At 56.7% G+C, this 15,499-nt stretch carries 9 protein-coding genes and 1 riboswitch; of the genes, 5 read left to right on the forward strand and 4 right to left on the reverse strand.

The window, feature by feature from the left end; genetic code table 11:
- Positions 1 to 72 precede the first annotated feature (72 nt).
- From EA20_RS0106195 to EA20_RS0106210, 4 genes are all read left to right on the forward strand, one after another.
- Positions 73 to 1,878 (forward strand): sodium:proton antiporter, encoded by a 1,806-nt coding sequence (locus tag EA20_RS0106195; protein WP_024966007.1) that lies wholly within the window; start codon positions 73 to 75, stop codon positions 1,876 to 1,878.
- Positions 1,879 to 1,930: 52 nt separating this feature from the next.
- A riboswitch (Lysine riboswitch) is annotated at positions 1,931 to 2,244 on the forward strand.
- A gap of 95 nt (positions 2,245 to 2,339) precedes the next feature.
- Positions 2,340 to 3,695, forward strand: coding sequence for a lysine-sensitive aspartokinase 3 (gene lysC, locus EA20_RS0106200; protein WP_024966008.1), 1,356 nt, complete (start codon positions 2,340 to 2,342; stop codon positions 3,693 to 3,695).
- Between the two features lie 208 nt (positions 3,696 to 3,903).
- Positions 3,904 to 4,599, forward strand: coding sequence for an aquaporin Z (aqpZ, locus tag EA20_RS0106205; RefSeq protein ID WP_024966009.1), 696 nt, complete (start codon positions 3,904 to 3,906; stop codon positions 4,597 to 4,599).
- A gap of 178 nt (positions 4,600 to 4,777) precedes the next feature.
- The gene (locus EA20_RS0106210; RefSeq protein WP_024966010.1) at positions 4,778 to 5,695 is read left to right on the forward strand and encodes a bile acid:sodium symporter family protein; all 918 of its coding nucleotides are present in this window, start codon (positions 4,778 to 4,780) and stop codon (positions 5,693 to 5,695) included.
- A 61-nt stretch (positions 5,696 to 5,756) separates the two neighbouring features.
- On the opposite strand, the gene EA20_RS0106215 is transcribed toward EA20_RS0106210, so the two are convergent.
- A complete protein-coding gene (locus tag EA20_RS0106215) occupies positions 5,757 to 7,382 on the reverse strand; it encodes a Na/Pi cotransporter family protein (protein ID WP_024966011.1) in 1,626 nt (541 codons plus the stop codon).
- 211 nt (positions 7,383 to 7,593) lie between these two features.
- On the reverse strand, positions 7,594 to 11,331 hold the full coding sequence (gene metH, locus EA20_RS0106220) for a methionine synthase (RefSeq protein ID WP_369699781.1): 3,738 nt from the start codon (positions 11,329 to 11,331) through the stop codon (positions 7,594 to 7,596).
- Between the two features lie 141 nt (positions 11,332 to 11,472).
- On the opposite strand from metH, the gene iclR reads away from it, so the two are divergent.
- Positions 11,473 to 12,306, forward strand: a complete 834-nt coding sequence (gene iclR, locus EA20_RS0106225) for a glyoxylate bypass operon transcriptional repressor IclR (protein ID WP_024966013.1) — start codon at positions 11,473 to 11,475, stop codon at positions 12,304 to 12,306.
- 62 nt (positions 12,307 to 12,368) lie between these two features.
- Here the strand turns inward: iclR and aceK are convergent, their stop codons facing one another.
- Both aceK and aceA read right to left on the reverse strand, forming a co-directional pair.
- Positions 12,369 to 14,147: a bifunctional isocitrate dehydrogenase kinase/phosphatase gene (gene aceK, locus EA20_RS0106230; RefSeq protein ID WP_024966014.1), complete on the reverse strand. Its 1,779-nt coding sequence runs from the start codon at positions 14,145 to 14,147 to the stop codon at positions 12,369 to 12,371.
- A 17-nt stretch (positions 14,148 to 14,164) separates the two neighbouring features.
- On the reverse strand, positions 14,165 to 15,469 hold the full coding sequence (gene aceA, locus EA20_RS0106235; RefSeq protein WP_024966015.1) for an isocitrate lyase: 1,305 nt from the start codon (positions 15,467 to 15,469) through the stop codon (positions 14,165 to 14,167).
- Positions 15,470 to 15,499 lie beyond the last annotated feature (30 nt).

Consider the following 15,499-nt stretch of genomic DNA (forward strand, 5'->3'; position numbering starts at 1 on the left):
TTCAGGCTGCGGGAGATCTTCACCGCACAGCGTTTCAGTATGACCACTCTTGTTGTCGAAAGGAAAAATTTTATGGCGATGTCTGCCCCACTACTGTTGGTCATCATCGGAATCAGCTCACTGGCAGCCCAGTGGGTCGCCTGGTTACTGCGTTTACCCGCCATTTTACCCCTGCTGGTTTTCGGCATTCTCCTGGGGCCTGTTGGCCATGTTTTGCAGCCTGACGCCCTGTTTGGCAGCCTGCTGTTCCCCCTCGTTTCGCTCTCGGTCGCCATTATTCTGTTTGAAGGCGCCTTGACCCTGCGCTTCGATGAGATCCAGGGGTTAGGCAAAGTAGTACGCAATCTGGTGACCATCGGCATGCTGATCACCTTCCTGGTAATCAGCGTCAGCTGCTGGGCGTTACTGGATTTCCCGCCCGAGCTGGCCGCGCTGGTAGGCGCCGTTACCGTGGTCACCGGTCCGACGGTTATCGCGCCCCTGATGCGCGTCGTCCGGCCTAACCGCGCCATCAATCAGGTGCTGCGCTGGGAAGGCATTATCATCGATCCGGTTGGCGCCATTTTCACGCTTCTGGTGTTTGAATTCATTGTGCTGAGTCAGAAAGCTGAATCGTTAATGCACCTCTTCTGGACGCTGGGCGTAACGGCGGCGGTCGGTATGGCTGGCGGCGCGCTCTTTGGCTGGCTGTTGGGTATCGCCCTGAAACGCGTCTGGCTGCCGGCCTATTTGCAAAACTTCGCCGTGCTGGCCGTTATGCTTTCCGCTTTTGGCCTTTCTAATGCCGTCGCGGATGAGTCTGGCCTGCTGACGGTGACAATTATGGGCATCTGGCTGGCGAATATGCGTGATGTGGATTTGACCGATATTATCGCCTTCAAGGAAGAGCTTTCCGCGCTGCTGATTTCCGGACTTTTTATTATTCTGGCCGCCCGTCTGGATCTGAGCGCGTTACTGGCGATGGGCTGGCCTTTGCTGGCGCTGCTGCTGATCGTGCAGTTTATTGCGCGTCCTTTGTGTATCGCCGCTTCCACCGCAGGTTCCTCCCTGCACTGGCGTGAAAAAGTGATGCTGAGCTGGGTTTCACCTCGTGGCATCGTTGCTGCCGCAGTCAGTTCCCTGTTTGCCCTGACCCTGGAACGAACCGGTTATCCTGGTGCGGATAAGCTGGTTACAGTCGTGTTTGCGGTGATCATCGGCACGGTGGTGCTGCAAAGCCTGACCAGTTCGATGCTGGCGCGATCGTTGCGCGTGCAGCAGCAGGAACCACGTGGCGTGCTAATTGTCGGGGCCAACAGCGTCGCCAGATCGGTGGCCGCCGCCCTGAAAAAACTGGATATTCCGGTGCTGGTTACCGACAGCAGCTGGGAATATTACCGGCAGGCCAGGATGGAAGGCATCGCGGCCTATTATGGTAATGCATGGTCGGAACATGCAGAGAACTTCCTCGATTTAAGCGAAACTGCACATGTTCTGGCGCTGTCACCTAATCGTCATCAGAATGCGCTGGCGGTCTACCATTTCAGTCATATTTTTGGCGAAGGAAAAGTGGCGGCCATCCGTTCCGGTCCGGCGCTGAAAAACCGCCGTGACAGTGAAAGCCCCCGCTTTCGTCGCCATGAGGTGCTGTTCGGGCAGGAACAGACCTATGGCCGGCTCAGCAGCCTGTTATCCAAAGGGGCCACGTTGAAAACCACTCGTCTGAACGAGAACTTTGGCTGGGTGGATTACCTGGAGAAAAACCAGGGTGTGATCCCCCTGTTTGTTCAGAATGAAGAAGGGAAGCTGAGCGTGGTGAAGGGCGACCAGCCGCTGCCGCTGCCCTGCACGCTGATTGCGCTGGTACAAAATGAAAATTACTCAAACGGCAGAGATTGACAGCGAAGGCAGAACCCGATATTTCTAGGCGGCTAGTTGCGCATCTGATGCGCAAGCCAGAAGAGGCGCGTCGCCCAGGCAGTGTGTTGGAGGAGCCGGATCCACAGAAAACACATCAGGGGGAGCGACGCCGAGGTGTAATCCCTTCGGTAGGGTGCGCATCGACCACAGGGGCTGAATCCTCTGGGTTGTCACCAGGTTCGTTCGGCAGTCGGACGAACCCTACCCGTGTTAGCGGGCGTTGCCGTAAGGCGCAGGCTAATCCTCCAATGGAGTGACGCCTGGCAGTAGATCGGCTGAGTTCAGCCACAGGGTCATGCTGACGTCAGGTTACGCAGGTAGACAAGGTGGAGCGCTTCTGGGTGACTCGTAGTCAATCCCTTTTCTACGTCTGACCCGTTTCTGCTCTTCCCTTGTGCCAAGGCTGATGGAATTTAACCTGACACGAGGTATACCAAATCATGTCCCACTCTTCACTGATCGTGGCAAAATTCGGCGGCACCAGCGTTGCCGACTTTAGCGCGATGAGCCGCAGCGCCGATGTGGTGCTGTCAAATCCCGATACCCGCCTGGTGGTGCTCTCGGCTTCCGCTGGCGTAACGAACCTGCTGGTTTCACTGGCTGAAGGGCAGGAGCAGGCGCAGCGTGCTTACCTGCTGGATGAGATCCGCCGTATTCAGTACGCGATTGTCGAACAGCTAACCCAGCCAGATGTGATCCGTGACGAGATCGATCGGATGCTGGAAAATATCACTATGCTCTCCGAGGCCGCCGCGCTGGCCAACTCAACCGCCCTCACCGATGAGCTGGTCAGCCACGGCGAGTTGATGTCTACCCTGCTTTTTGTCGAAATTCTGCGACAGCGGGGCCTCACCGCGCAGTGGTTCGACGTACGCAAAATCATGCGCACCAGCGACCGTTTCGGCCGCGCCGAGCCGGATGTTGCCCAGTTGGCTGAGCTGAGCCGGGCGCAGCTTGCTCCCCGCCTCAGCGAGACGTTAATCGTCACCCAGGGATTTATCGGCAGCGAGGCGAAGGGCCGCACTACCACGCTGGGACGGGGCGGCAGCGACTATACCGCGGCGCTGCTGGGTGAAGCGCTTCATGCCAGCCGCATCGATATCTGGACAGACGTACCGGGGATTTACACCACCGATCCCCGCGTCGTGCCTGGGGCGAAACGCATCGATGAAATCACCTTCGAAGAAGCCGCCGAAATGGCAACCTTTGGCGCTAAGGTGCTGCATCCGGCGACCCTGATGCCTGCGGTGCGCAGCGATATTCCTGTCTTCGTTGGCTCAAGCAAAGATCCTTCTGCTGGCGGCACGCGCGTCTGCAAGGCCTCGCAGAATCCACCGCTGTTCCGTGCGCTGGCGCTGCGTCGCAGGCAGACGCTGCTGACGCTGCACAGCCTGAATATGCTTCACGCCCGTGGCTTTCTGGCGGAGGTATTCAACATTCTGGCGCGTCACAATATCTCCGTTGACCTGATCACAACCTCCGAAGTCAGCGTCGCGCTGACGCTGGACACCACCGGTTCCACCTCCACGGGTGAAAGCCTGCTGACTCAGGGACTGCTGACCGAGCTCTCCTCGCTGTGTCGGGTCGAAGTGGAGGAAAATCTGGCGCTGGTGGCGCTGATCGGCAACAAACTTTCTCAGGCGTGCGGCGTGGGAAAAGAGGTCTTCGGCGTGCTCGAACCTTTTAACCTGCGGCTGATCTGCTACGGCGCCAGCAGCTATAATCTCTGTTTCCTGGTGCCTGGCGATGATGCCGAGCGCGTGGTACAGCGACTGCACCATAATCTTTTTGAATAATGAGTGAACCGGGCCTGGCCCGGTTTTTTTTGCATCGCGATAACATGCCGTTTACCCCCTTCTCTCAAAAAATTTTTTCCCTACACCGCCGCAGAATCTGAAAATCATTTTTTCAACGGTTTCTATTCTCAAATGACACTGCAGGCTTGTGAAACGATTCAGCAAGGAGATAATTCTCTTTTTTTAACCTCCAGAGTGACAACGCAGGATGATGAAAAAGTTAACGGCTGAGTTTTTGGGAACCTTTGTTCTGGTTTTTGGCGGGTGTGGTAGCGCGGTCCTGGCCGCAGGTTTTCCGGGCCTGGGTATCGGCTTTGCCGGCGTGGCGCTGGCGTTCGGCCTGGCGGTGCTGACCATGGCTTATGCGGTAGGTCATATCTCCGGCGGACACTTTAACCCGGCGGTGACGCTGGGCCTCTGGGCTGGTGGACGCTTCCCGGGACGCCAGATTGTGGGGTATATGGCAGCTCAGGTTATCGGCGGTCTGGCAGCAGCAGCCGTTCTGTATGTGATTGCCAACGGTAATACAGCGTTCGATGCAACCGCAGGCGGCTTTGCCTCGAACGGCTACGGCGCACATTCACCGGGCGGCTACTCGCTTCTGGCAGGCATGGTAACGGAAGTCGTTTTGACGGCGATCTTCCTGATTATTATCCACGGCGCGACCGATAAACGTGCGCCTACAGGCTTCGCACCCATCGCGATTGGCCTTGCGCTGACGCTGCTCCACCTTATCTCTATTCCGGTGACGAATACCTCCGTTAACCCGGCACGTAGCACCGCCGTTGCGCTGTTCCAGGGCGGCTGGGCAGTAGAGCAGCTGTGGATGTTCTGGCTGATGCCGCTGGCTGGCGGCGTGGCAGGCGGCCTGATTTATCGTCTCCTGCTCGCCAGTAAGGATTAAGTAACGCCGGCTGGCGTGCCCGCTGTGGCCCGCCAGCATCTTCTCCCCGCGACACATTCTTTTCTCTTCCCGGTTGATGCTATGCTCCCGCAGTCACTTTTCCCTCGTTCCGGGATAAGCGATCTTCTATGGCAAAATCTGTACAAGATAAACACAACAAACAAAAGGAAGTCTGGCTATGCTCGCCACCGTTACCCGGCTGTTCCCGCTCTGGGCACTCCTGCTCTCCGTCGCCGCCTATTATGTTCCCACGCCCTTTCTGAGTATCGGTCCCTGGGTGCCCTGGCTGCTGATGCTGATTATGTTCGGCATGGGCGTGACGCTGAATATCAATGATTTCAAACGCGTCCTGATCCGCCCTGCGCCGGTCTTTGCTGGCACCTTCCTGCACTATCTGGTGATGCCGCTGGCTGCATGGGCACTGGCCAGACTCTTCAAGATGCCGCCCGATCTCGCCGCTGGTATGATCCTGGTGGGCAGCGTTGCCAGCGGTACAGCCTCGAACGTGATGATCTATCTGGCGAAGGGCGACGTGGCGCTTTCCGTCACAATTTCCTCCGTCTCGGCGCTGATTGGCGTGTTTGCCACGCCCCTGCTGACGAAATTTTATGTTGATACCCACATCCAGGTTGATGTGATGGGCATGCTGTTCAGTATTGTGAAGATCGTAGTGATACCGATCGGCGCAGGCCTGATTGTGCACCACACCATGAACAAGTTAGTGAAGCGGGTAGAGCCTTATCTGCCTGCGTTTTCCATGATCGCGATCCTGCTGATTATCAGCGCGGTTGTGGCCGGTAGTCAGGGCTTTATCGGTTCGGTGGGCCTGATGGTGATAGCGGCGGTGATGCTGCATAACGCCATTGGTCTGCTTGGCGGCTACTGGGGCGGTAAGCTGTTTGGCTTTGATGAGTCCACCTGCCGCACGCTGGCGCTGGAAGTCGGTATGCAAAACTCCGGTCTTGCGGCGACCTTAGGCAAGCTTTACTTCTCGCCGCTGGCGGCGTTACCCGGCGCGCTGTTCTCGGTATGGCATAACCTTTCCGGCTCCCTGCTGGCAGGCTACTGGTCCGGCAAGCCTGTAAATAAAAAGTAAGCACTCGCTCCGCCCACAAATCTGATACTGTGGGCGGAGATGCTGTCTGAACGTTATCCTTTTACTCCTCTTCCCGGTGCTCCTCAGGCTGCTCCAGTACGCTGTAGGCAACCGCACAGAACAGCGAACTCAGGCGCTTCATATCACCTAACAGGCCAAGATGCAGCGAGCTGGTTTCAATGCTTAGCACGTTTTGCTGATGCAGACGCTCAACATGTTTATGTGAGTAGCGACGGTTGGTGATGCGGAAGCGGTGCTTGGCCCGGCGTAGCCGTTTGGCACTGGTCACATCCCGCGATAAAAACACCGACAGGCTCAGGCGCAGGTTAGCCGTTAACTGCTCCAGCAACGCATCCAGTTCGCGCATGCCATCTTCGGAGAATGCCCGGCCAGCCGTCAGCGATTTGTCAGCAACCTCACCGCTCATGCGCTCAAGAATATCGCCAGCCATTTCCAGGTTTACCGCCATTTCAATGGTTTCAGCCCAGCGTCGGGAATCCGCTTCGGGCAAATCATCTTTCGGCATGCGTGCCAGATAGAGTTTGATCGCGGTGTAAAGCGTATCGACATCATCGTCCAGCTTACGGATTTCACGCTCCTGCCGGAGTTCACCATGCACAACTTTGCTGAAGGTGATCAGCATCTGCTCAATGACATCCCCCATTCTGAGCGTTTCGCGGGCGGCATTGGCAAGAGCGAGTGCCGGCGTGTCCAGCGCACTACTGTCGAGATGTTTCGCTTTAAGCCGCAGATCGGTCTCGGGCTCATCCTGAATCAGGCGCTGGCACAGGCTGGCCATCGGTCCGGTAAACGGCACCATGATCAGGCAGCGGATCAGGTTGTAGAAAACGTGGAAATATATCACCAGCTCTTCATCGTTTACCGCCAGGTTATCCATCCAGTCAGCCAGCGGATCGATGAAGGGCAGCACCATCAGCGAACCGATAAATTTAAACAGCAGGCTGCCGAGCGCAACCCGTTTGCCTGCCGCGTTGGAAGCGCTGTTATTGAGCATCGCCAGCAGGCCGCTGCCCAGATTAGCGCCGATAACCAGGCAGAGGGCCACCTTAAATGAGATAACGCCCGTGGCCGTCAGCGTGGCAGTAATCAGAACAGCAGCAAGGCTGGAGTAGCTGATAATCGCAAAGACAGCCCCAATCAGCGCATCCAGTAAGATATCCCCGGTTAGCGAGGAGAAAAGGACCTTTACCCCGGCAGCCTGGGTGACCGGCGTGGCGGCGGTCACAATCAGCTCCAGCGCCAGCAGAATCAGCCCCAGCCCGATACTGGTGCGGCCCAGCTGGCCCGCCCGCGACTGTTTCCGGCCCAGAAAGAAGATCACACCAAATAAGATAAACAGCGGCGAAAGCCAGGAAAGATCAAACGTCAGGATACGCGCCATCAGCGCCGTTCCGACGTCTGCACCCAGAATAATGACCAGCGCTGGCGTCAGTCCCACCAGCTGCTGCGCCACAAACGAGGTGACCAGTAGCGTGGTCGCATTACTGCTTTGTACCAGCGCGGTCACCCCGATCCCGGCGGTAAAAGCCATCGGCTTTTTCGAGACGCTGTGGCTGAGCACGCGACGTAAGTCGGCGCCATAGACGCGCATTATGCCGGTCCTGACGATATGCGTTCCCCAGACCAGCAGCGCCACGGCAGAAAGTAAATTTAGCAGAGTTAACAACGCGATCGACCTCACAACAGCTTAAACTGAACGTACCTGGAGCCGCTTTTCCCAGCCCCTGGAAAGCATTAAGTTTAGTTGGAATATGGAATAATCTTGCTAATCAGATGGATATATTTGGCGTTTCCCGCAGATCTCAACAGCGGATGATGGCAGGGTTGAAAAGATAAACCTGGCCGGGTAAGTCTGTCCTTACTTACCTGGCGGGGTGTTACTCTGCGTCGTAGCCCAGATTGGCGGCCAGCCAGCGCTCCACTTCGCTGACGGACATCCCCTTACGGCGGGCATAATCCTCCACCTGGTCACGCTGGAGTTGCGCCACGGCAAAATATTTGCTTTCCGGATGGCTGAAATACCAGCCAGAAACGGCGGCGCCAGGCCACATGGCATAAGATTCCGTCAGCTTCATGCCGGTATGGGTTTCCACGTCCAGCAGTTTCCAGATGGTTTCTTTTTCAGTATGTTCCGGACAGGCGGGGTAACCCGGCGCCGGCCTGATGCCCTGGTAGTTTTCGCGAATAAGCTCTTCATTACCCAGATTTTCCGTCGCAGCGTAGCCCCAGATGACCTTCCGTACCCGCTCATGCAGGTATTCAGCAAAGGCTTCCGCCAGACGATCGGCGAGTGCTTTCACCATGATTTTATTGTAGTCATCATGCCTTGCGTCAAAAGCCTCAGCCAGCGCGTCCTCTTCCAGCCCACCGGTCACCGCAAACGCCCCCAGATAGTCCGCTTTGCCGCTGCTTTTAGGGGCCACGAAATCGGCGAGGCAATAGTTAGCAAACTCCTTTTTATCTGTCTGCTGACGTAAGTGATGACTCACTTGCAAAACCTGGCTTCGGGATTCATCCTGGTAAATCTCAATATCGTCTCCCACGCGGTTAGCGGGAAAAAGACCGACCACGCCACGCGGATTTAACGATTTTTCTCTGCTCAGATCGTCCAGCATCGCATTGGCATCCGCCAGCAGGCGACGGGCTTCCTCGCCGACGATTTCATCTTCCAGGATCCGCGGATATTTCCCCGCGAGCGACCAGGTCATAAAAAAAGGCGTCCAGTCGATGTAGTTGCGCAGCGTTTCGATGTCAGCACTTACTTCGCTTATGCCCAGCCTGTGTACTGGTGGTGGCGTGTAGGTCTGCCAGTCAAGGTTAAGGGCATTCTCGCGGGCGGCGGCCAGCGTCACCGGCGGCGTACGCGGTTTTTTACGGCCATGCTGTATGCGTACCGTTTCGTACTCTTTGCGGGTGCGGGCGACAAAATCATCATGCTGCGTTGCCGACAACAGCGCTGAAACGACGCCAACGGTTCGTGAGGCGTTCTGGACATACACCGTCGGGCCACTGTAATTTTGTTCGATTTTCACTGCCGTATGCGCTTTTGAGGTGGTCGCGCCGCCAATCAGCAGCGGCAGCGTAAACCTCTGTCGCTCCATCTCTTTTGCCACATTGACCATCTCATCCAGCGAAGGCGTAATCAGCCCCGAGAGGCCGATCATATCGGCGTTCTGCTCCCTGGCCGTTTTCAGTATTTTTTCGCTGGGCACCATTACACCCAGATCGATAATTTCGTAGTTATTACATTGAAGCACCACACCCACAATATTTTTGCCGATGTCGTGAACGTCGCCTTTGACCGTCGCCAGCACGATTTTGCCATTCGTACTGCCCTTTTCCTTACTCGCTTCAATATAGGGTTCCAGCCAGGCAACCGCCTGTTTCATCACGCGGGCAGATTTTACGACCTGTGGCAGGAACATTTTGCCTTCGCCAAAAAGATCGCCGACTACGTTCATACCCGCCATCAGCGGTCCTTCAATGACCTCTATTGGCCGGCTGACGTTCTGACGCGCGGCTTCGGTATCTTCCTCAATAAATTCCGTGATCCCTTTTACCAGCGAATATTCCAGCCGTTTTTCCACCGTCCAGCTACGCCACTCGGCCTGAGGACGGGTGCTTTCATCCTCTGGCTTGCTGCCACGAAATTTTTCTGCCAGCGCCAGCATCCGCTCGGTGCCATCTTCCCGCCGGTTCAGAATGACGTCTTCTACCGCCGCCTTCAGTTCCGGGTCAAGGTCGTCGTAGATCGCCAGCTGCCCGGCGTTGACAATGCCCATATCCATGCCGTTACGGATGGCGTAATAGAGAAAGACGGCGTGAATCGCCTCGCGCACCGGATCGTTGCCGCGAAATGAGAAGGATACATTCGAGACGCCGCCCGAAATCATCGCGTGGGGCAGTTCACGCTTGATGTCTTCACAGGCGCCAATAAAGTCCATGGCGTAGTTGTTATGCTCTTCAATGCCGGTAGCAATGGCAAAGATATTGGGATCGAAAATAATGTCTTCCGGCGGGAAACCGACCTCTTCCGTGAGGATTTTGTAAGCCCGCCGACAGATGGCGATTTTGCGCTCACGCGTATCAGCCTGGCCTTCTTCATCAAAGGCCATGACCACCATCGCCGCTCCGTAACGCCGTACCAGGCGGGCGTGAGCGATGAAAGCTTCCACGCCCTCTTTCATCGAGATGGAGTTAACAATCCCTTTCCCCTGGATGCACTGCAGCCCTTTTTCGATAACGTCCCATTTTGAAGAGTCGATCATGATCGGCACGCGTGCGATATCCGGTTCGCCCGCAATCAGGTTGAGGAAACGCACCATTGCCGCTTCGGCATCGAGCATTCCCTCATCCATATTGATATCGATGATCTGTGCGCCACTCTCGACCTGCTGGAGAGCAACTTCCAGCGCCTCGTTATACTTTTCTTCTTTAATCAGCCGTTTAAACTTTGCCGAACCGGTGACGTTAGTCCGCTCGCCTACGTTAACAAACAGTGAGCCGGCGCTGATGTTCAGCGGTTCCAGCCCAGAAAGGCGACAGGCCACCGGCAGCACCGGCAGCGCGCGCGGCGGGACGCCCTCTACCGCGTTCACCATGGCTGCGATATGCGCTGGCGTGGTGCCACAGCAGCCGCCGACAATATTCAGAAAGCCCGATTGCGCCCATTCGCCAATCTGTTGAGCCATGACTGCCGCATCAAGATCGTACTCGCCGAACGCGTTTGGCAGACCCGCATTCGGGTGCGCGGTGACGTAGCCTTCAGCAATACGCGACAGCTCCGCCACATACTGACGCAGCTCGTCCGGGCCAAGCGCGCAGTTGAGGCCGAAAGAGAGCGGCCGGGCATGGCGCAGCGAATTGTAGAAGGCTTCCGTTGTCTGGCCTGATAATGTCCGGCCAGACGCATCGGTAATCGTGCCGGAGATCATCAACGGCAGGGTGATGCCGAGCGCATCGAATTCGCTCTCAACAGCGAAGATGGCCGCTTTGGCGTTAAGCGTATCGAATACCGTCTCAATCATGATGATATCCGCCCCGCCCTCTACCAGCGCGCGGGTAGACTCACGATAGGCTTCCACCAGCTGGTTAAAGGTCACGTTACGGAAAGCGGGATCGTTCACATCCGGTGAAATGGAACAGGTACGGTTAGTTGGCCCAAGGACACCCGCCACATAGCGCGGCTTCTCTGGCCTGCGCGCCGTCCACTCGTCGGCGCAGGCGCGGGCCAGCCTGGCCGCCTCGTAGTTAATTTCCGCAGAAAGTGATGACATCTGGTAGTCCGCCATCGCAATGGAGGTGGCGTTGAAGGTGTTGGTTTCGAGGATGTCGGCGCCCGCCTCCAGATAACCGTTATGGATCGCCGCGATCACATCCGGACGTGTCAGCACCAGCAGATCATTGTTGCCTTTCAGATCGCTCTGCCAGTCGGCAAAGCGCTCACCACGAAAATCCGCTTCTTGCAGACGGTAGCTCTGGATCATTGTGCCCATGCCGCCATCCAGCACCATGATGCGCTTCGCCAGCTGCTGATGCAGCGCTTCTGTTCTGTTACCCACTCTCGCCTCTTCAACGTCACCCAGCGGCAAAATGCCTGTGAGCCATACTGGCATAACTTCTGAGCAGGACAAAGCAAAGGACCTTGAGACATTTTCAGTCTGTGACAGGCACTGATCCGACCAGAAAGTGTGACGTTGCATTCCTGAGCAATAAAACGAAAATGGTTTCCACAGAGTGAAATTAAGGAGTCCGGAATGGCTAATTCTGAAGTTGTGAAACGCGGCAAGAAACCGCGCGTGGCCTCCGCCCAGCCCGCACAGCCTGCCGGACAGGTGCAGTCGCTGACGCGGGGATTGAAACTGCTGGAATTCATCGCCGATTCTCACGGCAGCGTTGCGCTGACCGAGCTGGCACAGCAGGCAGGTTTACCCAATTCCACCACGCATCGTCTCCTGACCACCATGCAGCAGCAGGGCTTTGTCCGCCAGGTCGGTGATTTGGGCCTCTGGACCATCGGCTCTCATGCTTTTGTTGTCGGCAGCAGCTTTCTGCAGAGCCGCAACCTGCTGGCGCTGGTGCATCCGATGCTGCGTCAGCTGATGGAGGATTCCGGCGAAACGGTCAACCTTGCGGTGCTGGATATCAGCGATCGCCAGGCGGTCATTATCGATCAGGTGCAGTGCACGCAACTGATGCGCATGTCCGCGCCGATTGGCGGCAAGCTGCCGATGCACGCGTCAGGCGCAGGCAAAGCATTCCTGGCCAATCTCGATGATGCTCAGGTCAGTGAACTGCTGCACCGCCAGGGGCTGCATCATTACACGCCGCATACTTTGATGTCGCCGCACAGCCTGAAAGAGAACCTTGCGCAGATACGCAAAATTGGCTTCGCCTTTGATGATGAAGAGCATGCGCTGGGGCTGCGCTGCGTGGCGGCCTGCATCTACGATGAGCACCGTGAGCCCTTTGCCGCGATTTCGATTTCGGGGCCGGTATCGCGCGTCACGGACGATCGCGTGACCGAACTGGGCGCGCTGGTCATCAAAGCCGCGAAGGAAATTACCCGTCAGTATGGTGGTGTGCGATAGCAAGCAGGCTCTTTACGCTGCCCGCAGATAGCCAGTTTAAAACCCGCTGTCCGGACACGCCATCAGGAACCTACGTTTCCGACCCCCCTTAAGAGGTTTGCAGACGACTCAGTGTGAGGATCGCGATAGCGCTGGCAAAATCGCTGACGCCGGCGATAAGCATAAACATCCTCAATATGGCCTTCACGAATACGCTGCTGTAGTCCACGCCACCATGCGGCGTTAAACAGATCTTCGTGCATCTCGCCGAACAGTGCCGCTATCGCCGGATCCACACAGAGGTAGTGGCGGAACTCTTCAGGGAACACATCTTCCGGCGAGGTGCTGTACCAGGGCGTAGCGGCAAGTTCATCTTCCGGGAAGCGGGGCTGCGGGATGTCGCGAAAATTCACTTCCGTCATGTAACAGATCTCGTCGTAATCGTAGAACACCACTCTGCCGTGACGCGTCACGCCGAAATTCTTATAAAGCAGATCGCCAGGGAAAATATTGGCGGCGGCCAGCTGCCTGATGGCGTTGCCGTACTCTTCAATCGCGTCACGTCTTTGTTGTTCGTCTGCCTGTTCCAGCCAGAGGTTGAGTGGCGTCATCCGGCGCTCCAGATAAAGATGGCTTATAATGATTTTATCGCCCTCCTGCCGCAGCTTATCGGGGATTTCCTGCCACATTGCCGCCAGCAGATGGTCGCTGATGCGTGCACGTTCGACAGCAAACTGCTCAAATTCCTGGGTATCCGCCATGCGGCCAACCCGGTCATGCTCTTTTACCAGTAGATAACACTCCCGGACCCGCTCCGGCGTAACATCCTTTTGCGGGGCGAAGCGATCTTTGATCACTTTAAACACCCGATCGTAGCCGGGCAGCATAAACACCAGCATCACTAAGCCCCGTACGCCTGGCGCAATGTCAAACCGGTTTGCGGTGGCCGACATCACCTGAAGATATTCCCGGTAGCATTCCGTTTTACCGTGCTTCTGGCAGCCGATCGCCATATAGAGATCGGCAGTGGTTTTTTCGGGTAAAATCTCCCGCAGCCATTCCACCAGCGCGGCAGGCAAAGGGGCATAGACCATGAAATAGGCCCGGGCGAAGCCAAACACGATGCTGGCTTCCCGGCGGCGTGTCAGGCAGGTATCAATGAACAGCTCGCCATTTTCACTGCGGTGCAGCGGCAGCAGGAAAGCATATATTCCTGAAGGCAGGTGTAATTTCCCCACCAGCCAGGCGGCTTTGTTGCGATAAAACAGTTCATTGGCGATCTCAAGCTGGCCTGCGTGCAGATCCGAATCACTGAAATTTTCGCGCAAATGAGCCAGCGTACAGGCAACATCCCTGCCGAGATCCTGCCAGGGCAGCCGCAGGGGAAGATCGCTTAGCATAGTGTGCAGCAGCGCCCCCCAACCCTGCGAGGCGCTGAACGTTCTGGACAACGGCCGGGGAATAGACCGGAAGCGGCGTTCAGGCTGGGAGCTGGTGATAAACAGGCGTTCCGGAGAGAGCCGCTGATGGCCGCACAGGCGGCAATAAACGGAGTTAAAAAAGCTTTCAGCAATTTCAAAACGCGGATAGTCCGCCAGCAGCTCACTATAGAGCGCCTTCACGCGCAGCAGGAAATCGCCTTCAAAGTCGGTGAGGGGAGTGATGCATTTCAGTTGCTCCACGACCAGCGCCACGTGCCGGTCATAGAGATGAATGCGCGCCTTCATCGCGTCCTGCACGGCCAGCCAGTCAGCCTGCTCAAAGCGCTGCTGGGCCCCGGCCGTCACCTCTAAAAAGCGACCATACTGCGCGTCAAATCCCTGCAGTATGGTGCGGGCGATAAGCATTTCCAGCTGCGGCATAGACCCTCCGGCTTTGCTCAGAACTGCTGCTCTTCGGTGGAACCGGTCAGCGCCGTTACCGAAGATGCGCCACCCTGAATAATGGTGGTCACATTGTCAAAGTAGCCGGTGCCTACTTCCTGCTGGTGCGAAGAGAAGGTATAACCCTGCTCGCGGGCAGCAAACTCAGGCTGCTGCACTTTTTCCACGTAATGACGCATCCCTTCACCCTCAGCATAGGCTTTTGCCAGATCGAACATGTTGAACCACATGCTGTGGATGCCAGCCAGCGTAATAAACTGGAAGCGGTAACCCATTTCCGCCAGGGCGTCCTGAAAACGGGCGATGGCGGCGTCATCAAGATTCTTTTTCCAGTTAAACGAAGGAGAACAGTTATAGGCCAGCAGCTTGCCGGGAAAACGGGCATGGATAGCGTCGGCAAAGCGCCGGGCCAGCGCAAGGTCAGGCGTTGAGGTTTCGCACCATAACACATCAGCATAAGGCGCATAGGCCAGCCCCCGGGCGATCGCCTGTTCTATCCCGGCGCGCGTGCGGAAAAAGCCTTCGGTCGTGCGTTCTCCCGTAATGAATTCACGATCGTAGTCGTCACAGTCGGAGGTAATCAGATCGGCAGCGTCAGCATCGGTTCTCGCGATTAAAACCGTCGGCACATCCATTACGTCTGCCGCAAGCCGTGCGGCAACCAGCTTCTGGATGGCCTCCTGGGTAGGGACAAGCACCTTACCGCCCATATGACCACATTTCTTCGCCGACGCGAGCTGATCTTCAAAATGTACGCCACCAGCACCAGCCTGAATCATCGCCTTCATCAGTTCAAACGCGTTCAGCACGCCGCCAAAGCCCGCTTCCGCATCGGCGACGATGGGCAGATAATAATCCGTGTGACGCGGATCGCCTGGCTCAATCTGGCTGGCCCACTGGATCTGATCGGCTCGCTGGAAGGTATTGTTGATACGTTCCACCACTGACGGCACCGAGTTGGCTGGATAGAGCGACTGATCGGGATACATGCTTCCGGCAAGGTTGGCATCGGCAGCCACCTGCCAGCCGGAGAGATAAATCGCCTCAATACCCGCTTTCGCCTGCTGAAGCGCCTGACCACCACTCAATGCGCCAAGGCTGTTGATATAGCCTTTTTTCGCTTCCCCATTCAGCAATCGCCAGAGTTTTTCAGCACCAAGACTGGCCAGCGTGCAGGCCGGATTGACCGAACCGCGGAGCCGGACAACTTCTTCAGCACTGTAAGGACGGGTAATTCCCTCCCAGCGGGCGCTGCGCCATTGCTGTTCCGTTTTCTCAATCTGTTGGATACGCGTTGTCATAGAGAGCCTCTCAGAGTCAGGGATCGATAA

This window comes from Pantoea sp. IMH, from assembly GCF_000599885.1.
In the GTDB taxonomy this organism is placed as follows: Bacteria; Pseudomonadota; Gammaproteobacteria; order Enterobacterales; family Enterobacteriaceae; genus Erwinia.

What these genes read in the sequence shown, in the direction of transcription:
- EA20_RS0106210 (WP_024966010.1), top strand. Translation starts at nt 4,778, where the DNA reads ATGCTCGCCACCGTTACCCGGCTGTTCCCGCTCTGGGCACTCCTGCTC.
- metH (WP_369699781.1), bottom strand. Translation starts at nt 11,331, where the DNA reads ATGCCAGTATGGCTCACAGGCATTTTGCCGCTGGGTGACGTTGAAGAG.
- iclR (WP_024966013.1), top strand. Translation starts at nt 11,473, where the DNA reads ATGGCTAATTCTGAAGTTGTGAAACGCGGCAAGAAACCGCGCGTGGCC.
- aceA (WP_024966015.1), bottom strand. Translation starts at nt 15,469, where the DNA reads ATGACAACGCGTATCCAACAGATTGAGAAAACGGAACAGCAATGGCGC.
- aqpZ (WP_024966009.1), top strand. Translation starts at nt 3,904, where the DNA reads ATGATGAAAAAGTTAACGGCTGAGTTTTTGGGAACCTTTGTTCTGGTT.
- EA20_RS0106195 (WP_024966007.1), top strand. Translation starts at nt 73, where the DNA reads ATGGCGATGTCTGCCCCACTACTGTTGGTCATCATCGGAATCAGCTCA.
- lysC (WP_024966008.1), top strand. Translation starts at nt 2,340, where the DNA reads ATGTCCCACTCTTCACTGATCGTGGCAAAATTCGGCGGCACCAGCGTT.
- aceK (WP_024966014.1), bottom strand. Translation starts at nt 14,147, where the DNA reads ATGCCGCAGCTGGAAATGCTTATCGCCCGCACCATACTGCAGGGATTT.